Source organism: Tsukamurella serpentis (assembly GCF_054780975.1).
This window is the reverse complement of record NZ_BAAGVH010000002.1, coordinates 508137-528286: the sequence shown is the minus strand read 5'-3', so window position 1 is coordinate 528286 and position 20150 is coordinate 508137. Positions and strand designations below refer to the sequence as shown.

Here is a 20150-nt window from a genome sequence, read left to right as displayed (position 1 = left end):
ATAACGGTACCGACCGGACCAGGGAAACTCCCACCGACGCGGCCGTTGACGTACCGTTGCGGTGATGAACACGGTGATCGTCGGCGCCGCCGGGCAACTGGGATCGGCGCTGGTCAGGCAGGCTCGCGGCCGCGGCGTCGAGGTCCTGGCGCTGGGCCGGGATGCGCTCGACGTCACGTCCGCGGGGGAGGTCGGCGCACTCGATCTGAGCCCGCAGTCGGTGCTGATCAACTGCGCGGCACACACCGCCGTGGACGCGGCCGAGTCCGAGCCCGGCGCCGCCGAGGAGCTCAACGCCGCAGCCCCGGCACTGCTCGCCGAACGGTGCGCGGTCACCGGCGCGCGGCTGGTGCACATCTCCACCGACTACGTCTTCGGTCCGGCCGGCGACCCGGTGCGGCCGTGGGAGCCCACGGACCCGACTGCACCGGCGGGCGTCTACGGCCGGACCAAACTGCTCGGGGAGGCGCTGACCCGGCGGGCCGACCCGCGCACCGTCGTCGTGCGCACCGCCTGGGTGTACACCGGGCGCACCACCGGCCCCGACGGCGAACCGGTCTGGGCCCGTGACTTCGTCGGCACCATGGGGCGGCTCGCCGAACAGGGCGTCGCCCCGAAGGTGGTCGACGATCAGCGCGGCTCACCGACCTACGCCGAGGACCTCGCCGCCGGACTGCTGGACCTGGTCGGGCTGCTCGCCGCGCAGCCGCAGCGCCCCGGTGCGGTGCTGCACGCAACCGGCGGCGGCGAAGCGACCTGGTTCGAGCTGGCCCGCGCCGTTTTCGAGCGGACCGGAGCCGATCCGCAGCGGGTCGAACCGTGCAGTTCCGCCGAGTTCCCCCGGCCCGCACCCCGCCCGGCCTACTCGGTGCTCTCACCCGCCTCCTGGATAGCAGCGGGCCCGGCGCCGCTGCCGCACTGGCGCGACGCGCTGGACCGGGCACTGGCCGGGTGCGGCGATCAGACCGGTAACCTGTCCGCGTGCCCGCAGCCGACGAGACGACCGCAGTGACACCTGCCTCCGTGGCCGTGGTCACCGTCACCTACTCGCCGGGTGAGCACCTCGAGAACTTCCTGCGCAGCCTCGACGCCGCCTACTCCGGCCCCGCCCCCCGGGTGCTGATGGCCGACAACGGCAGCGTCGACGGTTCACCCGAGGCCGCCGAGCAGGCTCATCCCCGGGCCGAACTCCTGCGCACCGGCGCGAACCTGGGCTACGGCGGGGCGATCAACTTCGCGATGGCGCAGCTCGGCCTCGACGGACCCGGCGCACCCGAGTTCGTGCTGATCAGCAACCCCGACGTGGTCTTCGGGCCCGGCTCCATCGACGAGTTGCTCGCGGCCGCGCAGCGGCACCCCGACGCCGGCTCGCTGGGTCCGCTGATCCACGATCCGGACGGCACCGTCTACCCGTCGGCCCGGCGGGTGCCGAGCATGGGGTTCGGGATCGGGCACGCGCTGCTCGGTTCGGTGTGGAAGTCGAACCCGTGGACCCGGGCCTACCAGCAGGCCGAAGCGGACCTGTCCGAGCGGGAGGCGGGCTGGCTCAGCGGCTCGTGCCTGCTGGTGCGCCCGGCGGCGTTCGAGTCGATCGGCGGTTTCGACGACCGCTACTTCATGTACATGGAGGACGTGGACTTCGGTGACCGGCTGGCCCGGGCCGGCTGGCGCAACGTCTACGTCCCGACCGCGCAGATCACGCACGCCAAGGGGCATGCGGCCGGGAAGGTGCCCGAGCTGATGCTCCCGGCGCACCACGAATCGGCGTACCGGTTCTTCGCCGACCGGCACCCCGGCCCGCTCGCCGCACCGCTGCGTGCGGCGATGAAGGTGGGTCTCGGTGTGCGTTCACGGATCAGCGTGCTCGCAGCGGTCCGGGCGCGCCGGCGTAACGGAGAAGAGGAGTAGATGACGGAGCAGGCACCCGACCTCACCGATGTGGAGGCCGTGATCCTGGTGGGTGGTAAGGGCACACGCCTTCGCCCGCTCACCCTGTCGGCGCCCAAGCCGATGCTCCCCACCGCGGGGAAGCCCTTCCTGACGCACCTGCTCTCGCGGATCCGGGACGCCGGCATCCGCCGGGTGGTGCTGGGCACCTCGTTCAAGGCGGAGGTCTTCGAGGAGTACTTCGGCGACGGTTCCGAGCTGGGACTGGAACTGTCGTACGTGGTCGAATCCGAGCCGCTGGGCACCGGCGGCGGCATCCGCAACGTGCTCGCGGCACTGCGCGCCGAGAACGTCCTGGTGTTCAACGGTGACGTGCTCGGCGGCAGCGACATCCGCGCCGTGGTGCAGACCCACCGCGACAAGGACGCCGACGTCACCATGCACCTGGTGCGGGTGGCCGATCCGCGCGCCTTCGGTTGCGTGCCCACCGATACCGACGGCCGGGTCACCGCCTTCCTGGAGAAGACGCAGGATCCGCCCACCGATCAGATCAACGCCGGCTGTTACGTGTTCAAGCGCTCGGTGATCGAGGAGATCCCGGCCGGCCGGCCGGTCTCGGTGGAGCGGGAGGTCTTCCCCGCGCTGCTCAACGGCGGCCGCAAGCTGTACGGGCACGTCGACTACGGCTACTGGCGAGATATGGGCACTCCCGAGGACTTCGTGGCCGGCAGCTCCGACCTGGTGCGCGGGATCGCACCGTCGGCCGCCCTGGACGGGGTGCGCGGCGAGGCCCTGATCCACCCCGGTGCGTCCGTGGCGCCCGGCGCGCTGGTGATCGGCGGCACCGTCGTCGGGCGGGGTGCCGAGATCGGCGCCGGAGCCCGGCTCGACGGCGCCGTGATCTTCGACGGTGTGCGCGTCGAGGCGGGAGCCTTCGTGGAACGCTCGATCGTCGGTTTCGGTGCGCACATCGGGCCGCGGGCGCGGGTGCGCGATGCCGTGATCGGCGACGGCGCCTCGGTGGGCGCCCGGTGCGAACTGCTGCACGGCGCCCGGGTCTGGCCGGGGGTGGAGCTGCCCGACGGTGGCGTACGGTTCTCGACGGACGTCTGAGACGAGGCCCTACAGTGCGCGAATTCCAGCGGTACGTGGCGATCGGCGACTCGTTCACCGAGGGCGTGGGCGACCCCGATCCGACCGGGACGCACGAGTTCCGCGGCTGGTCCGACCGGGTCGCCGAGGTGATGGCCGCACGGTCGCCCGAGTTCGGCTACGCGAACCTGGCGATCCGCGGCAAGAAGATGCAGCAGATCGTCGCGGAACAACTCGACGACGCGCTGGCGCTGGAGCCCGACCTGGTGACGGTGTACGCGGGCGCGAACGACCTGATCCGCCCCACCGTGGATGTGGACGCGGTGATCGAGGCCTACGACGCGATGCTCGGCCGGCTCGCCGACAGCGGCGCCACCGTCATGGTGTGGACGGCCGCCGACACCCACGGCAGCGGCATCTTCGGGGCGCTGCGCGGGCGGTTCGCGATCTACAACGAGCTGGTGCGGGAGATCGCCGACGACCGCGGTCTGGTGCTGCTGGACTACTGGCGGCTCAAGCAGTACCGGGACCTGCGGATGTGGGAGTTCGACCGGATCCACATGTCGCAGGCGGGGCATCTGCGCATGGCGATCGAGGTGCTCGACGTCCTCGGAGTGCCGCACGATCTGCAGGTGCCCGAGCTCGGTCCGGAGCCGGTGATCACCCCCGCCGAAGACCGCGAGATCAAGCGCCGCTGGCGTCGCGAGTTCGCCTACCCGTGGGTCTCCCGACGGGTCCGCGGCATCTCCACCGGCGACGGCCTGCCGCCGAAGTACCCCACCCTGATGCGCCCCGTCGGCGTGGAGCAGGATCGCACCGCAGGTTAGTCCCGGTCAGTCCGGCTCGGCGAAACCCTTGGCCGCGGCCACCAGGCCACCGCCGAGCGGCAGGATCACCGGCAGCAGGTTCTCGTCGGCGGCGATGATCCGGGTGGCCTCGCGGGCGGCGAAGGCCTCGTCGTCGTGCGCCTGCGGATCGGGGACACGGTGCCCGGCGTCGCCGAGGTTGACCACCACCACCCCGCCGGGCCGCAGCAGCCGGACCGCGTCCACCACGTACCGCGGGTGATCGACCGGGTCGCCGTCGATGAAGATCAGATCGTAGGAGGCGTCCGCGAGCCGCGGCAGCACCTCCAGCGCGTGACCGTTGATCAGCCGGGTCCGGTTCGTGGCCACCCCCGCCTGCTGGAATCCGATCTTCGCCGCCGCCTGGTACTCCTGCTCGGAGTCGATGGTGGTGAGCACCGAGTCGGGGCGCATCCCGGACAGCAGCCACAGGCCACTGATTCCGGCGCCGGTACCGACCTCCACCACCGATCGCGCGCCCCCGGCCGCGGCGAACACCGCCAGCAGCGCGCCGATCGACGGCGAGACCGCATCGACCCCGAGGTCGGCGGCGCGCTCGCGGGCCGAGGCCATCGCCTCGTCCTCGACGATGGCGTTCTCGGCGTACGTGACGAGGGCGGATGCTGCGGCGTGCGAAGCGTTGGACACGCCGCAATGGTAACCGGTCGGCTGCCGGTAACCCGGTCGTGACCCGGTTGTTAGCTAAGGCGATACATGCACAGGTAACACACAGGGAGGAATCAGCACTCCCACACCGGGCCGCGAGAGGGTATCGGTCAGTGAAGACTCGGCTCCCCGCGCGAGGGAGTGTTCCCGGGAACAATCCACGTGCCCCGGGAGTTCTCACCAGGTAAGGAGCCCGCCGATCCGTGCGGGCACGAGGAGGAGCGCATGGCCCTGGCCCGCAAGGCCGGACCCCGGCCGGACCCACGGCCGGAAACTCGGTACGCCACGTTCGACGACGAGCGCGGCGCCGATACCGCGGGTACCGCCGCTTTCGACGCATCGGGCGACCACGCCGACATGCCCTCCTGGGACGAACTGGTCCGCGAGCACGCCGACCGCGTCTACCGCCTCGCGTACCGGCTCTCCGGTAATGCGCAGGACGCAGAGGACCTCACCCAGGACACCTTCATCCGGGTCTTCCGGAGTCTGCAGAACTACGAGCCCGGCACCTTCGAGGGCTGGCTGCACCGCATCACCACCAACCTGTTCCTGGACATGGTCCGGCGCCGTAACCGCATCCGCATGGAGGCCCTGCCCGAGGACTACGAGCGGGTCCCCAGCAGCGATCCGGACCCGGGCCAGATCTACGTCGACGCCAGCCTCGGCCCGCAGTTGCAGTCCGCACTCGACGCCCTGGCCCCGGAGTTCCGCGCCGCAGTGGTCCTGGCCGATATCGAGGGCCTGTCCTACGAGGAGGTCGCGGCGACCCTCGGCGTCAAGCTCGGGACGGTCCGCTCGCGCATCCACCGCGGCCGCAAGTCGATCCGCGAGGCCCTGGCGAATCAGGGCCTGACCAGCAGCGCGTCCTTCGCGTACTGACCGCGCCGCGGGTTGCGGCGTCACCGAGTCGCGGGCTCGGCCGTGGAACCGGCGAATCCAGGTACTGTGGCGGTAGCCAGGCTCTATCGAAGGAAGGGAGCGTCGTGGAACACCTCAGCGGTGGAATCAAGCGGGCCTTCTCCCGCCGGCCCGGCGAGTTCTCGTCCACCGAGCACCTCGCCTACGAGGCCGTGGTCGCCTTCGTCGACGGTGAGCTCCGGATGAATGCGCACCTGCGCGCCGGCCACCACATCGCCAGTTGCCCGCTGTGCTCGGCCGAGGTCGATGCGCAGCGGCAGGTGCGGACCGCCCTGCGCGAGTCCGGTGAGATCACCGTCCCGCACCGATTGCTCGGTCAGCTCTCCCAGATCCCCACCGACTGCCGCAGCGGCGCCGGGTTCGACGGATTCCCCACCTTCACCCCGGGATCGTCGCCGCGCGACGAGCGTGGCAGGCGCGGCCGCCGGCGCAACGCTCGGTAGATTCGAATCCGTGACGTCCGATCCCGACGCCCCGCGCCAGCACCGGCAGGACGGCCCCCGTCCGCACCGGCTGGACCCGCGGCCCACGCACCGGCCCTCGGTCTCCGAGGGGGAGCAGGTGGTCTTCGGCCGCCCCGACGGTGTCGACGGGGCCTTCGCCCCGGACTCCCTGCGCCGGGCCGGCTCCGGACGGCCGCAGCCCGCGCCCGCACAGCCCGATGCGGTGCTCACCGAGGCCTTCTCCCGCCCGGCCGGCGCCACCGAGGCGTTGCAACGCGACCCCTACGCCGCCCCACTCGACCAGGAGCCGGAGCAGCCGCCGCAGGACCCGTGGCGCGATACCGACAGCGCCGCCGCGCTCGGCTCGCCCGGAGTCGAGGCCCCGCCCGAGCCGGTCCGCGAACCCGACCCGGAGCGTCTCGGTGTGCGTGAACTGCTGTTCGGCCGCCGGGTCTCCACCCGCGCGCTGGCGGTGCTCGCCGTGCTGGCACTGGTGATCGGTCTGCTCGGCGGAGCGATCGGCCGGATCACCGGAACCACGATCACCCGTCTCACCGACTCCCGCGTCACCCTTCCGGTGGACGAATCCAAGATCGCCGACCAGGGTGCGATCGCCGACATGGTCTCCAAGGTCGGAGCCGGCATCGTCACCATCGAGGTGCGCACCCGCACCTCGGGCGAGACCGGTTCCGGATCGGTGATCGACTCCGGCCGGGGTTACATCCTCACCAACAACCACGTCGTCGCGACCGCCGTGAACAACAAGGACGCCAAGGTCGAGGTGGTGTTCTGGAACGGAACCCGCACCCCGGCGCAGCTGGTGGGCACCGACCCGTTCACCGACGTCGCGGTGATCAAGGTCGCGGTGAACGGCCTGCAGCAGGTCGCCCGGGGCGACTCGGGCGATCTGACGCCGGGGCAGACGGTGGTGGCCATCGGCTCCCCGCTGGGGCTGCGACGCACCGTCACCTCCGGGGTGGTCTCGGCGACGCATCGGCCGGTCCAGGGGCCGGCCGACGGACCCGGCCCGCCCGCCACGTTCGACGCCGTGCAGACCGACGCCGCGATCAACCCGGGCAATTCCGGTGGCCCGCTGCTCGACCTCAAGGGCCGTGTGATCGGTGTGAACACTCTCGGGCTGGCGCCCGCCGGCGGCTCCATCGGGCTGAACTTCGCCATCGCCTCCAACGTCGCCTGGCCGATCGCCGAGTCGATCATCCGCGGCGACAAGGTGGTGCACGCCGACCTCGGCATCAACGGCCGTGAGGTGAGCAACGACACCGCCTCCGGAGTGCGGGTGGAGAACGTCAAGCGTGGCGGCGCCGCCGATAAGGCCGGGATCCGCGAAGGCGATGTGATCACCAAGGTCGGCGATACCGAGGTCGCCGAAGCCGCCGATGTGATCGTCACGATCCGCTCGGTCGGAGTCGGCAAGGAGACCACGGTGACGGTGGTCCGCGACGGGCGCCAGGTTCCGATCAAGGTGCGGCCGGAGCCCTTGAGCTGAATCCGGTGCACTCCCGTAGCATGACGGGGTGTTCTCGAATCTCGGCATGGGGGAGATCCTCATGCTGGTCGTGGTGGGTCTGGTGATCCTGGGGCCGGAGCGGCTACCGGGAGCGGTGAACTGGTTCTTCACCGCGCTGCGCCAGGTCCGCGACTACGCCACCGGCGCCACCAACCAGCTCAAGAGTGAGATGGGCGACGATTTCGAGACCCTCCGGGAGCCGCTGCAGCAGATCCAGAACCTCCGCGGGATGACGCCGACCGCGATCGTCACCAAACACCTGCTCGGCGGTGACGACACCGTGCTGCGGGAGATGAGCGACCAGGTTCGGTCGACCGCCGGTTCCCTGGGCCTGCAGACCGGTGCCGGAGCGCCCACGCCGTCCTCGCCCGCCGCGGCTGCGCCGGCGGCGCCGCTGGAGGTGCCGTCCGGGCCGACCCCGGCGATGCCCCGGATCCACGAGCCCCTGGCGCCGGGAGAGCGACCCCCGTTCGACCCCGACGCCACCTGAGCTACAGGTGCCGGGTGGTGTCGATCCCCAGCGACATGCCCGCCAGACCCCGCTTGCGCACCGCCAGCTTGTCGGCGATCGCGCGTAGCGCCGAACCGGTCGGCGATTGCGGCGCCGAGAGCACCACCGGCACTCCGCCGTCACCGGCCTCCCGCAACTGCGGATCCAGCGGGATCTGCCCGAGGAGCGGCACGTCGGCGCCGACGGCGCGGGTCAGCCGCGCTGCGACCTGCTCACCGCCGCCCGACCCGAAGACGTCCATCACCGTGCCGTCGGGGAGTGTCAGCCCAGCCATGTTCTCGATCACGCCGGCCACCCGCTGACGGGTCTGCAGGGCGATCGCACCGGCCCGCTCGGCCACCTCGGCGGCCGCGGTCTGCGGGGTGGTCACCACCAGGATCTCCGCACCCGGGATGAGCTGCGCGATCGAGATCGCGACATCGCCGGTTCCGGGCGGAAGGTCCAGCAGCAGCACGTCGAGATCGCCCCAGAAGACGTCCGCGAGGAACTGCTGCAGCGCGCGGTGCAGCATCGGCCCGCGCCACACCACGGGGGTGTTCCCGCTGGTGAACATGGCCACCGAGATCACCTTCACACCGTGCGCCTGCGGCGGCATGATCATCGAATCGACCTGGGTGGGGCGCGCGTCGGTGCCCATCATCCGCGGCACCGAGTGGCCGTAGATGTCGGCGTCGAGCACACCCACGGACAGTCCGCGGGCGGCGAGCGAGGCCGCCAGGTTCACCGTCACCGAGCTCTTACCGACGCCGCCCTTGCCGGAGGCCACCGCGTACACCCGGGTCAGTGAGCCGGGCTGGGCGAACGGGATCACCGGCTCGCCGCCGTCGCCGCCGCGCAGGGTCTTGCGCAGTTCGGTGCGCTGCTCGTCGTTCATCACGTCCAGCTCGACGCGCACCTCACCGGCGCCGGGCACGTCGGCGACCGCGGTGCGCACCCGCTCGGAGATCTGCTCGCGCATCGGACAGCCCGAGGTGGTCAGGTACACCCCCACGTCCACCGAGGAATCGGCCGCCACCGCGACCGACTTCACCATCCCCAGCTCGGTGATCGGTCGGCCGATCTCGGGGTCGTTCACGGTGGCCAGAGCCGACCGGATCGCGTCTTCGGTAACCGCACTCATATCGCCTCCCATCGTATCCGCGGCGGGCTCGGGGAGGAATCCGGCTCAGCGGGGCGGACGGGGCGGGGTGGACGAGACCGGCGGGACCGGGCCGCGCGGCGGCGCCGACCGTGCCTGTGACGGTGCCGGGCGACCGCCCGGGGCAGGTGGCCGTGCGGCGCTGGGCGCACCGGGCAGGGCAGTCCCGGGCGCCGGAGCCCCGGGTGCCGGAATCGGAGCCCCTGCTGCCGGAGCGGGGGGCGGACCGGGCGGCGGAACCGGACCGGGAGCCGGGGGCGGTACCGGACGGCTGGGCGGAGCCGGCGTACTCGGGCAGTCCACCACGGTCACCGGGGCCGGACCCGGGTTCGACGGGGCGACGGCACCGGCCGGTCCGCGCACGCCGGCCGGGGGAGCCGGGGGAGTGGAGGTAGCCGGGACCGGCGACGAAGCGGTGCCCGGCGCGGGCGCCGACGGTGACCCGGGTACGGGCGGTGACCCGGGCACGGTTGCCGCGGGTGACCCGGGTGCGCCCGGTGCGGAGACGACGGCGCTCGGCGCCGGCGGGCCGGATGGTGCACCGGGCAGCGCCACGGGACCGCCCGGACCGGCCGGGCCCGACGGTGCGATGAGGGCGGGCGCTCCCGGCGGCGACCCGGGAGCTGGCGGCGCGGTCACCGCACCGTCGGTCGGGCAGCGCACGATCACCACCTTCGGCGGCGGCAACGGCTTGGGCAGCCGGGTGGGTGGCGCCACCGGGGCGTTCATGTCCGGGATCCCGCCGACCGGGATCGCGCGGTCGCGGTACGCCTTGGACCAGGCGACCACGTTGTCGACGTACGAGTTCGACTGGTTGTAGGCGAACACGGCCACCCGCTGGTTCGCCTCGTGCTGCAGGCCGGAGGAGCTCGAACACAGGTAGCGGGCGGCGCCGTAGGTGGCATCGCGCAGGTTGTTCACATCCGGGGTGCCGTCACCGTTGTTGTCGCCGCCGAACATCTTCCAGGTGGTGCTGAGGAACTGCATCGGTCCGAGGGCCCGGGCGAAACCGGCGCCGTCGCGGATCACCGCGTTGCCGGCCAGACTGCCGTCGAGCACCGGCCCCTCGATCGGGGTGAGGGTCTGCCCGCGGGCGTCGACGTTGCCACCGTCGGCGTGCCCGGACTCGATCCGGCCGATCGCCGCCACCAGGTTCCACTCGATCCCGCAGGCGGGAGCCTCCAGTGCCATCCGGTCGGCGGCCGCCTTGTAGGCGGCGTACGCGGCGCCGGGGATGCCCAGCGGTCCCGGAGCGACCTTCACCGCCTCCGGGCGGGGCGCGATCGGCACGTGCCGGCCCGGCCGGGCACCCGGCACGCTCGGGTCGTCCGACGGTGCCGGCGGCCGCAGGTCGGCCACGCCGATCGCCGCCTGCGCCACCAACTCGGGGCCGGTGGGGCGCGGGTGGGGTGCCGGACCGGAGGCGGGCGCACCGTCGGCGCCGGTGACGCCGAGCAGCAGCGCGGCCGCGCCCGTGGCGGCAGCGGTGGCACCGATGATTCGCACGTCGTCCTCTCGAAGCAGTGGTTACTGACGAGTCAACCGCTGCCGGACGTTACCCACCTACATCACCGATGCGGTGAGACTTCAGCGAATATCAAATGTGTTTTTCAGGAAGTCGAGATGATGGACTCGGCCAGGGAATCGGCCGAATCCGCAGGCCGGTGCACCCACCACGGCGAAACCCAACCCGCGTGCGCGAGCCCCTGGTACACCGCTGCGGTTCGGGTCTGCAGGTCCGCATCGCGCTCGTAGGCGTCGCGTTCGCGGTCGGCGTCGAGGGCCTCGCGGGAGCGGGCCCGCTCCGCGGCGAGCTCCACCGGGACGTCCAGCAGTACCTGCAGATCGGGCACCGGGAGCCCGAACCGGTCGAACTCCAGCTCCCGCACCCAGCGCACCGCCGCACCGTCCGGACCCTCGCCGAGCCGGGCGGCGCTGTACGCGGCGGACGACCCGGCGTAGCGGTCCAGGAGCAGCACGTCGTGCGCGCCGAGCAACGACTGGATCTCCTCGATCGCCGCCCGCCGGTCCAGCGCGAACAGCAGGCCCATCCCGTACACCGAGTCGGTCGCGTCGCCGTGCCCGCCGCGCAGCGCCTCCGCCGCCAGGTCCGCGTGCACCGACCGGCCGTACCGCGGGAACGCCAGCCGGGCCACCGTCAGTCCGCGGCCGGTGATCGCACTGGTGAGGGCGCCGGTGAGTGTGTTCTTACCGGCACCGTCGAGGCCCTCGATCGCGATCAGCGTTCCCATGCGCACAGATGGTAGGTGTCGCAGAACCGGGCCCGGCGGCGGAGGTGACAGTATGGAGGGTATGAAACCCCGCATCCTGGTGATCGACGACGATCCCGCGCTCGCGGAGATGCTCACCATCGTCCTGCGCAACGAGGGCTTCGACTCGACCGTCGTCGGTGACGGTACGCAGGCGCTCGGTGCCGCCCGAGAGTTCCGTCCCGACCTGGTCCTGCTGGACCTGATGCTGCCCGGTATGAACGGGATCGACGTGTGCCGGGTGCTGCGCGCCGACTCCTCGGTGCCGATCGTGATGCTCACCGCCAAGGCGGACACCGTGGACGTGGTGCTCGGCCTGGAGTCCGGTGCCGACGACTACGTGATCAAGCCGTTCAAGCCGAAGGAACTGGTCGCGCGGGTCCGTGCCCGGCTGCGCCGCACCGACGACGAGCCCAGTGAACTGCTCTCGATCGGCAACGTCATCATCGACGTACCCGCGCACAAGGTGACCCGCGACGGCGAGGTCATCTCGCTCACCCCCACCGAGTTCGATCTGCTGGTCACCATGGCCCGCAAGCCGCGCCAGGTGTTCACCCGCGACGTCCTGCTCGAACAGGTCTGGGGCTACCGGCATCCGGCCGATACCCGCCTGGTGAACGTGCACATCCAGCGCCTGCGCGCCAAGATCGAGAAGGATCCGGAGAACCCGGAGATCGTGCTCACGCTGCGCGGGGTCGGCTACAAGGCCGGTCCGGCGTGATCGGCGGATCGGGCGCGGGCTCCGGGGCCGCATGACCGCATCTCGCCGGTCCGAGGTGGCCGGGCGGGCGCGAGCGGTGTGGCGGACGGCCAGGCGCCGGGATCCCGGTGACTGGCTGCGCGACGGTGCCTGGTTCTCCGGGAAGGGCCTGTCCTACGGCGGTCGGGTGTGGCGTCGTTCCCTCCAGTTGCGGGTGGTCACCCAGACTCTGGTGCTGAGCCTGACGGTGCTGCTGCTGCTCGGATTCGTGCTCACCTCGCAGATCGCGAACCAGCTGATCGACGCCAAGCTGGCCGCGGGCAAGGAGGAGACCGCCCGGGTCAAGCAGAACGTGGAGATCTCCCTGGCCCGCGCCGAGCCGCGGACCGAGGGTGTGGAGTCGGTGCTGCGCGGAGTGCGGTCGACGCTGGTCAGTCAGGGCCTGGACGTCGGACCCAGCGCGGCGCAGTCCGGCAACTACGACCCGGTGCTGATCCTGCCGCACGGGGCCGGCCGCCCGCCGACGGTGCTCGGCAGCGAGGCCGAGGTCCCGCAGTCGCTGCAGACCTTCGTGCGCAGCGGCCAGACCGCTTATCAGCACGCGACGGTCACCGACAGCACCGGCCGGTACGGGAAGGTCCTGGTGATCGGCACCCCGGTGCAGTCCTCGATCCAGGGGCTGGAGTTGTACCTGGTGTTCCCCCTGACCCAGGAGGAGACCACGCTGAGCCTGATGCAGGGCACCCTGTACACCGGTGCGGCGGTGCTGCTGGTGCTGCTGGCCGCGGTGAGCCTGCTGGTGGCGCGGCAGGTGGTGCTCCCGGTGCGCTCGGCCGCCCGGATCGCGGTGCGCTTCGCCGAGGGGCGCCTGCGGGAACGGATGCCGGTGCGCGGCGAGGACGACATCGCCCGGCTGGCGATGAGCTTCAACGACATGGCCGAATCGCTGTCCAAACAGATCAGCCAACTGGAGGAGTTCGGCAACCTGCAACGGCAGTTCACCTCCGACGTCTCGCACGAGTTGCGGACCCCGCTGACCACGGTGCGGATGGCGGCCGACATGATCGCCGATTCCGCCGACGAGTTGGACCCGGGCCTGCGCCGGACCACCGAGTTGATGGTCAAGGAACTCGACCGGTTCGAGACCCTGCTCTCGGAGCTGCTGGAGATCTCCCGCCACGACGCGGGTGTGGCCGAGCTGCACGCCGAGCAGATCGACATCGAGGTGCCGATCGAATCCGCCCTGGCCACCGTCCGGCACATCGCCGAACAGTCCGGGACCGAACTGATCGTCGACCTGCCCGACGATCCGGTGGTCCTCGAGGCGGACACCCGCCGGGTGGAGCGGGTACTGCGGAACCTGCTGGCCAATGCCATCGATCACAGTGAGGGCAAGCCGGTCATCCTCACCATGCGCGCCGACGACGATGCCGTCGCGGTGACCGTCCGGGACTACGGCGTGGGCCTGCGTCCCGGCGAGGAGAAGCTGGTCTTCAACCGGTTCTGGCGTTCGGATCCGTCCCGGGTGCGCCGCTCGGGCGGCACCGGCCTGGGCCTGGCGATCAGTATCGAGGACGCGCGCCTGCACAGCGGTCGGCTGGAGGCCTGGGGTGAGCCGGGCAGCGGCGCCTGCTTCCGGCTGACGCTGCCGCGTACCCGCAGTAAGAAGGTGCTGGTCAGTCCACTGCCGCTCAAGCCCGCCGCGCGCCGGACCGGAGAGGGGAACGCCGATGCCTGAGCCGTATCGCGCGCCGGGCGCGCAGCCGTGGGTGCGCATCCCCCGGGGGATCGCGGCGGTCCTGGTCGCGGCGTCGCTGATCGTCTCCGGCTGCGCGACCATCCCGGATTCCACCAGCCCGCGGGTGGTCGGGGAACTCGGCGGTGAGTCCACCGCGGAGAAGGCGATCACACCGGCGCGCGATGCCGCACCGGAGCGGATCGTCCGGGACTTCCTCAAGGCGAACGCCGTCGCGGACGGCAATTACGCCGCCTCCCGCAAGTTCATCGCGCAGGCCGCGGGCAGCGGCCCCTGGGACGTCCCGAAGCAGGCCGTGGTGGTCAAGGACATCGACGTCATCCCCACCGAGCGCACCTCGAACCTGATCAAGGTCACCATTCGTGCGCAGGCCACCGGCTTCCTCGGCGCGGACGGCACCTTCGAACCGACCACCCAGTCGATCACCCAGAACGTGCAGTTGATGCAGGTCGACGGGCAGTGGCGGATCCAGGGGCTGAGTTCGGTGGGCGACACCCCGATGCTGGTGATCGACACCGATCAGTTCCGCTCGTCCTACCGGCGCTACCTGCTGTACTTCCCCGACCCCACCGGCCGGACCCTGGTCCCGGACGCCCGGTGGCTGACCGGTCCGCGGAACAAGCTCGCCGCGGACCTGCTGATGCTGCTCGCCCGCGGGCCGCGGGCCGATCTCAAGGACGCGGTGTTCAACCCGTTCGGCTCCAATGCGGCGGTGCGCGGCGCGGTCACCGACGCGCAGGGCGTGGCGCGGGACCCGGGCGTCGGTTTCTCCGGTGTGCGGGTCGACTTCACCGGCCTGCCCCGGATGGAGCCGGACGCGGCGAAGCTGATCGCCGGTCAGGTGGTGTGGACGCTGGCCGGTGCCGACGTGCAGGGACCGTACGTGATCACCGTCGACGGTGCCTCCCTCGACGACAAGCACACCTCCGGGTGGAACCCCAACGACGTGGCACCGATCAGTCCGAACGCCTCCTCGGATCTGGCGGTGGGCCTGCACGGGGTGCAGGAGGGCCGTTTCGTGAAGGTCTCCGGCTCGCAGGTCACGCCGGTCGCCGGTCCGCTGGGTGCGATGAACACCATCCGCTCGATCGGCCTGTCCGGTTCGGGTCGGCAGGTGGCCGCCGTGCTGGACTCCGGTTCCCGCGGCGGACCCGGCACCGCGCTGATGCTCGGCCCGTACGGTGGGGTGCCGACCCAGGTGCTCACCGCCGGTTCGATGACCCGGCCCTCCTGGGCGCCCGACGACATCGGTGTGTGGACGGTGCTCGACGGCAACCGGGTGGTGCGTTTGCGCCAGGAACAGACCACCGGTGAGGTCACCACCTCCGACGTCGATTCCCGTGAGGTGGCCGCCACGGCACCGGGACCGATCACCGAACTGCGTCTGTCCCGCGACGGGGTGCGAGTGGCGCTGGTGGTCGGTGGGCGGGTGCTGGTCGGGGTGGTGCAGACCGCGCCGAACGGGCAGGCCCGGATCACTCACCTGCAGTCCGTGGTCACCGACCGGGAACTGGCGGCCACCTCGGTGGACTGGCAGACCGGTGATTCCTTCGTGATCGGTCGCACCACCGCTGATTCGCCGGTGCTCTCCGTGCACTACGACGTCGGTGATGTGGTGGCGCTGCCCAGCCGCAACCTGTCGCCGCCGGTCACCAGCATCGCGGCGTCGGCGAGCTCGGTGTACGCCACCGACTCGTCCGGGGTGTGGGAGATCGGCACCGGGCCCGAGGGCGGCGCGCAATACTGGAGCCAGGTGGATCGCCTGGCGGGGGGCCGGGCGAATCCGGTGCTGCCGGGTTAGCGCCACCCTCGGCTGATCGGGGACGTATGGGTGACGACCGGGCCACCGACCCGTCCTCCGGCCGGGCCGTCGACCTGTCCTCCGGCCGGGCCGTCGGTGGGGTTCTGGCCGGCGCCCGCCGCGGGGTCGCCGGGCTCGCCGGGGGCGTCGACGACCTGATCGAACTGGCCGTGCCGCGGACCTGCGGCGGATGCGGTGCACCGCGGGTGCGCTGGTGCGGTCGATGCGAGGCGGCCCTGCACGACGTCCCGGCATTGATCGCCCCCACCGTGCCCGTCGGAGTACCGGTGTGGACGCTGGGCCGTTACGACGGTGCCCGCCGCCGCGCGGTGCTCCAGTTCAAGGAACGCGGCCGCGGTGACCTCGCCGAGCCCCTGGGACGCGGCCTGGCGCACGCGCTGCTGCGGCTGCGGGCGTGGGGTGAGATCGACGCCTCCGCGGTGGTACTGGTCCCGGCGCCGACCACCGCCTGGGCGGCGCGCCGGCGCGGTGGTGACGTGGTGACCGCGATGTGCCGGGCAGCGGCCCGTACCTGCGCGCCGGTGTGCCCGGTCCGGGTGTCCGCGGTTCTGCGCACGGCGGGAGCAGCGGACTCGGTCGGGCTGTCCGCCGCGGCGCGAACCGCCAACATCCGCGGATCGGTGCGGATGCGGGGCGCGCCGGCCGCGGGCACCGTCGTCCTGGTCGACGACGTGGTCACCACCGGTGCCACCCTCGCCGAATCGGTGACGGTGCTGGCCCGGCGGGGCATCGGCGTGCGCGCCGCGCTCACCGTGGCCGCGGCGTGAACGCGCCCGCACAGACGCCCGCACGGAAATGTGCGGTGTCCAAATCCTGGCGAGAGCGCAGCAGCGGGACTATGTTCGGAGATACCTTTCCCGGTTCGAGACGAGGAGGTGATCGGCACCTTCCCTGGCGCCAGGCAGTCCGCCCGGCGTTCGAACCCGAGCCTGCTGCGAAGCGCACCTGACCATCGCGCCGGACTGGTGATCCGGCCGAGTGCTCCGCTCCGGGTCTGCACGAGAGGTATCACATGACCCTTCTGTCCCCGCGCGACACCAACCGCGCCAATGCGACCAGCGTCGAGGTCGACCCCTTCCGCGAACCCGGCTACGTTGCCGACGAGCGCGACAGGCAGTACCTCACCCCGAACGCCCCCGTGGCCATCGACGGCCGCAATGTGGAGGTGCCCGAGCATTTCCGCGTCTACCTGGCGGACAAGCTGGCTCGTCTGGAGAAGTTCCGTTCCACCATCACTCTGTTCGAGGTCAACCTCTTCCACGAGCCGAACCCGCGGCAGGCGAAGTCCTGCCAGCGTCTCGAGCTCACCGTGCGCGGTAAGGGCGGCGTCGCCCGGGCGGAGGCGGCGGCCGAGAACTTCTACGCCGCCTTCGAGACCGCGCTCACCCGCCTGCAGAGCCGGCTCCGCAAGGACGCCGACCGCAAGAAGGTGCACTACGGCAACCACCGACCCGTCTCGGTGGCCGAGGCGACGGCACCGTCGGCGCTGCCCGACGCGCCGGAGCCGGATGTCGACCACGACCCGTACGCCGGGACCGTCGAGGACTACGAGCCCGGTCAAGTGGTGCGGATCAAGGACCACCCGGCCACCCCGATGACGGTCGACGACGCCCTTTCCCAGATGGAACTGGTCGGCCACGACTTCTTCCTGTTCTTCGACAAGGAGACCGAGAAGCCGTCCGTGGTGTACCGCCGGAAGGCCTTCGACTACGGCCTGCTCCGGCTGACCTGACATTTCGCCTACGATGGATCCCGGTCGCTGAACAGGCGGCCGGGATTCGTGTGTCCGTTCACAGGATTTGTACGGGATTGAGGTTGCTCAGTGGTTCTCTCCAAGGTGCTGCGGTTCGGCGAGGGCCGGATGGTCAAGCGGCTCGACGGTCTTGCCTCCTACGTGGAGAGTCTGAACGACGAGTACGAGGCGCTCTCCGACGAGGAGCTCCAGGCCAAGACCGAGGTCTTCAAGAAGCGGCTGGAGAAGGGCGAGACCCTCGACGACATCCTCCCCGAGGCCTTCGCCACCGCTCGGGAGGCGGCCTGGCGGGTGCTCGGTCAGAAGCCGTACCACGTGCAGATCATGGGCGCGGGCGCGCTGCACCAGGGCGACATCGCCGAGATGAAGACCGGTGAGGGTAAGACCCTCACCTCCGTCATGGCGGCCTACGCGAACGCGCTGACCGGCGACGGCGTGCACCTGGTGACCACCAACGACTACCTCGCCAAGCGCGACGCAGACTGGATGGGCCGGGTGCACCGCTTCCTCGGCCTGGAGGTGGACTGCATCCTCGCCGGCCAGGACCCGGACCGTCGCCGGCAGGCCTACGCCGCCGACATCACCTACGGCACCAACAACGAGTTCGGCTTCGACTACCTGCGCGACAACATGGCGCACAGCGAGGAGGAGCTGGTCCAGCGCGGGCACAACTTCGCGATCGTCGACGAGGTCGACTCTATCCTCATCGACGAGGCCCGGACCCCGCTGATCATCTCCGGACCGGCCGACGCCTCCAGCAAGTGGTACACCGAGTTCGCCCGGATCGTGCCGTTGATGGAGAAGGACACCCATTACGAGGTGGACATCCGCAAGAAGACGATCGGCGTGAACGAGGCCGGCGTGGAGCTGGTCGAGGATCAGCTGGGTATCGAGAACCTCTACGACGCGCAGAACTCCCTGCTGGTGAGTTACCTGAACAACGCGATCAAGGCCAAGGAGCTCTACGAGCGCGACAAGGACTACATCGTCCGCTCCGGTGAGGTGCTCATCGTCGACGAGTTCACCGGCCGCGTGCTGGCCGGACGCCGCTTCAACGAGGGGATGCACCAGGCGCTCGAGGCCAAGGAGAGCGTGGAGATCCAGGCCGAGAACCAGACTCTGGCCACGATCACCCTGCAGAACTACTTCCGGCTCTACGACAAGCTCGCGGGCATGACCGGCACCGCCGAGACCGAGGCCGCGGAGTTGCACCAGATCTACAAGCTCGGCGTGATCCCGATCCCCACCAACAAGCCGATGATCCGTAAGGATCAGACCGACCTCATCTACAAGACGGAGGAGGCGAAGTTCGCCGCCATCGTCGAGGACATCGCCGAGCGTCACGAGGCGGGCCAGCCGGTGCTGATCGGTACCACCTCGGTGGAGCGTTCGGAGTACCTCTCGCGTCAGCTCGAGCGCAAGAAGATCCCGCACACCGTGCTCAACGCCAAGTTCCACGAGCAGGAGGCGGCGATCATCGCCAAGGCCGGTGTTCCCGGCGCGGTCACCGTCGCCACGAACATGGCCGGCCGTGGCACCGACGTGGTGCTCGGCGGTAACCCGGACATCATCGCCGACCTCCAGCTGCGGGAGAAGGGCCTGGATCCGGTCAGCACTCCGGAGGAGTACGAGGCCGCCTGGGACGAGGTCATCGAGCAGGTGAAGGAGCAGTCCAAGGCCGCCGGCGACGACGTCCGCGAGGCCGGCGGTCTGTACGTGCTCGGTACCGAGCGGCACGAGTCGCGGCGCATCGACAACCAGCTGCGCGGCCGCTCCGGCAGGCAGGGCGATCCGGGTGAGTCCCGCTTCTACCTGAGCCTGGGCGACGAGTTGATGCGGCGGTTCAACGGCGCGCAGATCGAGGCGTGGATGAACCGGGTGAACCTGCCCGACGACGTGCCGATCGACAACAAGTTCGTCTCCCGCGCGATCCGCAGCGCCCAGACGCAGGTCGAGCAGCAGAACTTCGAGATCCGTAAGAACGTGCTCAAGTACGACGACGTGCAGAACGAGCAGCGCAAGGTGATCTACGACGAGCGCCGCAAGATCCTGCGCGGGGAGGACCTGTTCGATCAGGTCAATCACATGACCGACGACGTGGTCACGGCCTACGTCGACGGTGCCACCGGCACCGGGTACGTCGAGGACTGGGATCTCGACGAGCTGTGGACGGCGCTGCGCACGCTGTACCCGATCGAGCTGGACTGGAAGCAGGTCGTCGGCGAGGACGAGAACGGCGACCGCGACGAGATCACCTCGGACGAGCTCAAGGAGATCCTGCTCAAGGACATCCACGCCGCGTACGACACCCACCAGGAGCGGATGGAGACCGCCGCCGGTGAGGGCACCATGCGGCAGGTCGAGCGGTCGGTGCTGCTGTCGGTGCTGGACCAGAAGTGGCGCGAGCACCTCTACGAGATGGACTACCTCAAGGAGGGCATCGGCCTGCGCCAGATCGCCCAGCGCGATCCGGTGGTCGAGTACCAGCGCGAGGGCTACGACATGTTCAACGGCATGCTCGAAGGCCTCAAGGAGGAGTCGGTCGCGACTCTGTTCAAGGTGCAGGTGCAGGAGCCCGAGGACGGTGCGGCGCCGGCCGACACCGCCGGTGCGGGCACCGCGGCCATCACCAGCCCGGTGGCCGATCCCGATCCGGAGAAGGTCACCCTGTCCGGTCCCTCGGAGTCCGGCGATGCGGTCGAGCTCTCGCAGGCCGCCGACGAGCCGCAGGGTTCACGTGCCGAGCGCCGGGCCGCCAAGCGCGACGCCGACCGGGCGGCACAGAAGTCGCAGGGTAAGCCCAAGCACCGCCGGAAGTAGC

Annotated in this window: 18 protein-coding genes; 14 read left to right on the top strand and 4 right to left on the bottom strand. The window is 70.9% G+C overall.

The annotated features are described in order from the left end of the window. The first annotated feature begins 64 nt into the window (after nt 1-64). The 4 genes from rfbD to ACYVHG_RS04905 are packed head-to-tail and all read left to right on the top strand — an operon-like array spanning nt 65 to nt 3806. Nucleotides 65-1012: a dTDP-4-dehydrorhamnose reductase gene (rfbD, locus tag ACYVHG_RS04920; RefSeq protein WP_461166299.1), complete on the top strand. Its 948-nt coding sequence runs from the start codon at nt 65-67 to the stop codon at nt 1010-1012. Next, entirely contained in the window at nt 982-1908 is a 927-nt protein-coding gene (locus ACYVHG_RS04915) for a glycosyltransferase family 2 protein (protein WP_461166298.1), read from the top strand. Before rfbD ends, ACYVHG_RS04915 begins: the two co-directional genes overlap by 31 nt. After that, the gene (gene manB, locus ACYVHG_RS04910) at nt 1909-3000 is read left to right on the top strand and encodes a mannose-1-phosphate guanylyltransferase (protein ID WP_461166297.1); all 1092 of its coding nucleotides are present in this window, start codon (nt 1909-1911) and stop codon (nt 2998-3000) included. Between the two features lie 14 nt (nt 3001-3014). Next, nucleotides 3015-3806 carry an SGNH/GDSL hydrolase family protein gene (locus tag ACYVHG_RS04905; RefSeq protein ID WP_461166296.1) on the top strand — a complete coding sequence of 264 codons (792 nt, stop codon included), beginning with the start codon at nt 3015-3017 and terminating at the stop codon, nt 3804-3806. A 6-nt stretch (nt 3807-3812) separates the two neighbouring features. On the opposite strand, the gene ACYVHG_RS04900 is transcribed toward ACYVHG_RS04905, so the two are convergent. After that, nucleotides 3813-4472, bottom strand: coding sequence for an O-methyltransferase (locus tag ACYVHG_RS04900; protein WP_461166295.1), 660 nt, complete (start codon nt 4470-4472; stop codon nt 3813-3815). A 243-nt stretch (nt 4473-4715) separates the two neighbouring features. Here ACYVHG_RS04900 and sigE point away from each other — a divergent pair, with 243 nt between their 5' ends. The 4 genes from sigE to tatB all read left to right on the top strand — a co-directional run bounded on the left by sigE (nt 4716) and on the right by tatB (nt 7869). Continuing rightward, on the top strand, nt 4716-5369 hold the full coding sequence (gene sigE / locus ACYVHG_RS04895; protein WP_461166294.1) for an RNA polymerase sigma factor SigE: 654 nt from the start codon (nt 4716-4718) through the stop codon (nt 5367-5369). Nucleotides 5370-5473: 104 nt separating this feature from the next. Then, the gene (locus tag ACYVHG_RS04890) at nt 5474-5851 is read left to right on the top strand and encodes a hypothetical protein (RefSeq protein ID WP_461166293.1); all 378 of its coding nucleotides are present in this window, start codon (nt 5474-5476) and stop codon (nt 5849-5851) included. Nucleotides 5852-5861: 10 nt separating this feature from the next. Further along, nucleotides 5862-7358 (top strand): S1C family serine protease, encoded by a 1497-nt coding sequence (locus ACYVHG_RS04885; protein WP_461166292.1) that lies wholly within the window; start codon nt 5862-5864, stop codon nt 7356-7358. A 28-nt stretch (nt 7359-7386) separates the two neighbouring features. Continuing rightward, entirely contained in the window at nt 7387-7869 is a 483-nt protein-coding gene (gene tatB / locus ACYVHG_RS04880; RefSeq protein WP_461166291.1) for a Sec-independent protein translocase protein TatB, read from the top strand. Nucleotide 7870: 1 nt separating this feature from the next. Here tatB and ACYVHG_RS04875 read toward each other — a convergent pair whose 3' ends face one another. The 3 genes from ACYVHG_RS04875 to ACYVHG_RS04865 all read right to left on the bottom strand — a co-directional run bounded on the left by ACYVHG_RS04875 (nt 7871) and on the right by ACYVHG_RS04865 (nt 11280). Continuing rightward, the gene (locus ACYVHG_RS04875) at nt 7871-9010 is read right to left on the bottom strand and encodes an Mrp/NBP35 family ATP-binding protein (protein ID WP_461166290.1); all 1140 of its coding nucleotides are present in this window, start codon (nt 9008-9010) and stop codon (nt 7871-7873) included. 45 nt (nt 9011-9055) lie between these two features. Beyond that, entirely contained in the window at nt 9056-10534 is a 1479-nt protein-coding gene (locus ACYVHG_RS04870; RefSeq protein ID WP_461166289.1) for a lytic transglycosylase domain-containing protein, read from the bottom strand. A gap of 104 nt (nt 10535-10638) precedes the next feature. After that, complete coding sequence (locus tag ACYVHG_RS04865; RefSeq protein WP_461166288.1) at nt 10639-11280, bottom strand: dTMP kinase; 642 nt, start codon at nt 11278-11280, stop codon at nt 10639-10641. A 52-nt stretch (nt 11281-11332) separates the two neighbouring features. Between ACYVHG_RS04865 and mtrA the strand changes: the two genes are divergently transcribed. From mtrA to secA, 6 genes are all read left to right on the top strand, one after another. Continuing rightward, on the top strand, nt 11333-12019 hold the full coding sequence (gene mtrA, locus ACYVHG_RS04860; protein WP_461166287.1) for an MtrAB system response regulator MtrA: 687 nt from the start codon (nt 11333-11335) through the stop codon (nt 12017-12019). Between the two features lie 31 nt (nt 12020-12050). Beyond that, nucleotides 12051-13736, top strand: coding sequence for an MtrAB system histidine kinase MtrB (gene mtrB / locus ACYVHG_RS04855; protein ID WP_461166286.1), 1686 nt, complete (start codon nt 12051-12053; stop codon nt 13734-13736). Then, entirely contained in the window at nt 13729-15555 is a 1827-nt protein-coding gene (gene lpqB, locus ACYVHG_RS04850) for an MtrAB system accessory lipoprotein LpqB (RefSeq protein ID WP_461166285.1), read from the top strand. Before mtrB ends, lpqB begins: the two co-directional genes overlap by 8 nt. A 26-nt stretch (nt 15556-15581) precedes the next feature. Next, on the top strand, nt 15582-16343 hold the full coding sequence (locus ACYVHG_RS04845; protein ID WP_461166284.1) for a ComF family protein: 762 nt from the start codon (nt 15582-15584) through the stop codon (nt 16341-16343). Between the two features lie 245 nt (nt 16344-16588). Continuing rightward, the gene (gene hpf / locus ACYVHG_RS04840; RefSeq protein WP_461166283.1) at nt 16589-17308 is read left to right on the top strand and encodes a ribosome hibernation-promoting factor, HPF/YfiA family; all 720 of its coding nucleotides are present in this window, start codon (nt 16589-16591) and stop codon (nt 17306-17308) included. 129 nt (nt 17309-17437) lie between these two features. Then, complete coding sequence (secA, locus tag ACYVHG_RS04835) at nt 17438-20149, top strand: preprotein translocase subunit SecA (RefSeq protein WP_461166925.1); 2712 nt, start codon at nt 17438-17440, stop codon at nt 20147-20149. Nucleotide 20150 lies beyond the last annotated feature (1 nt).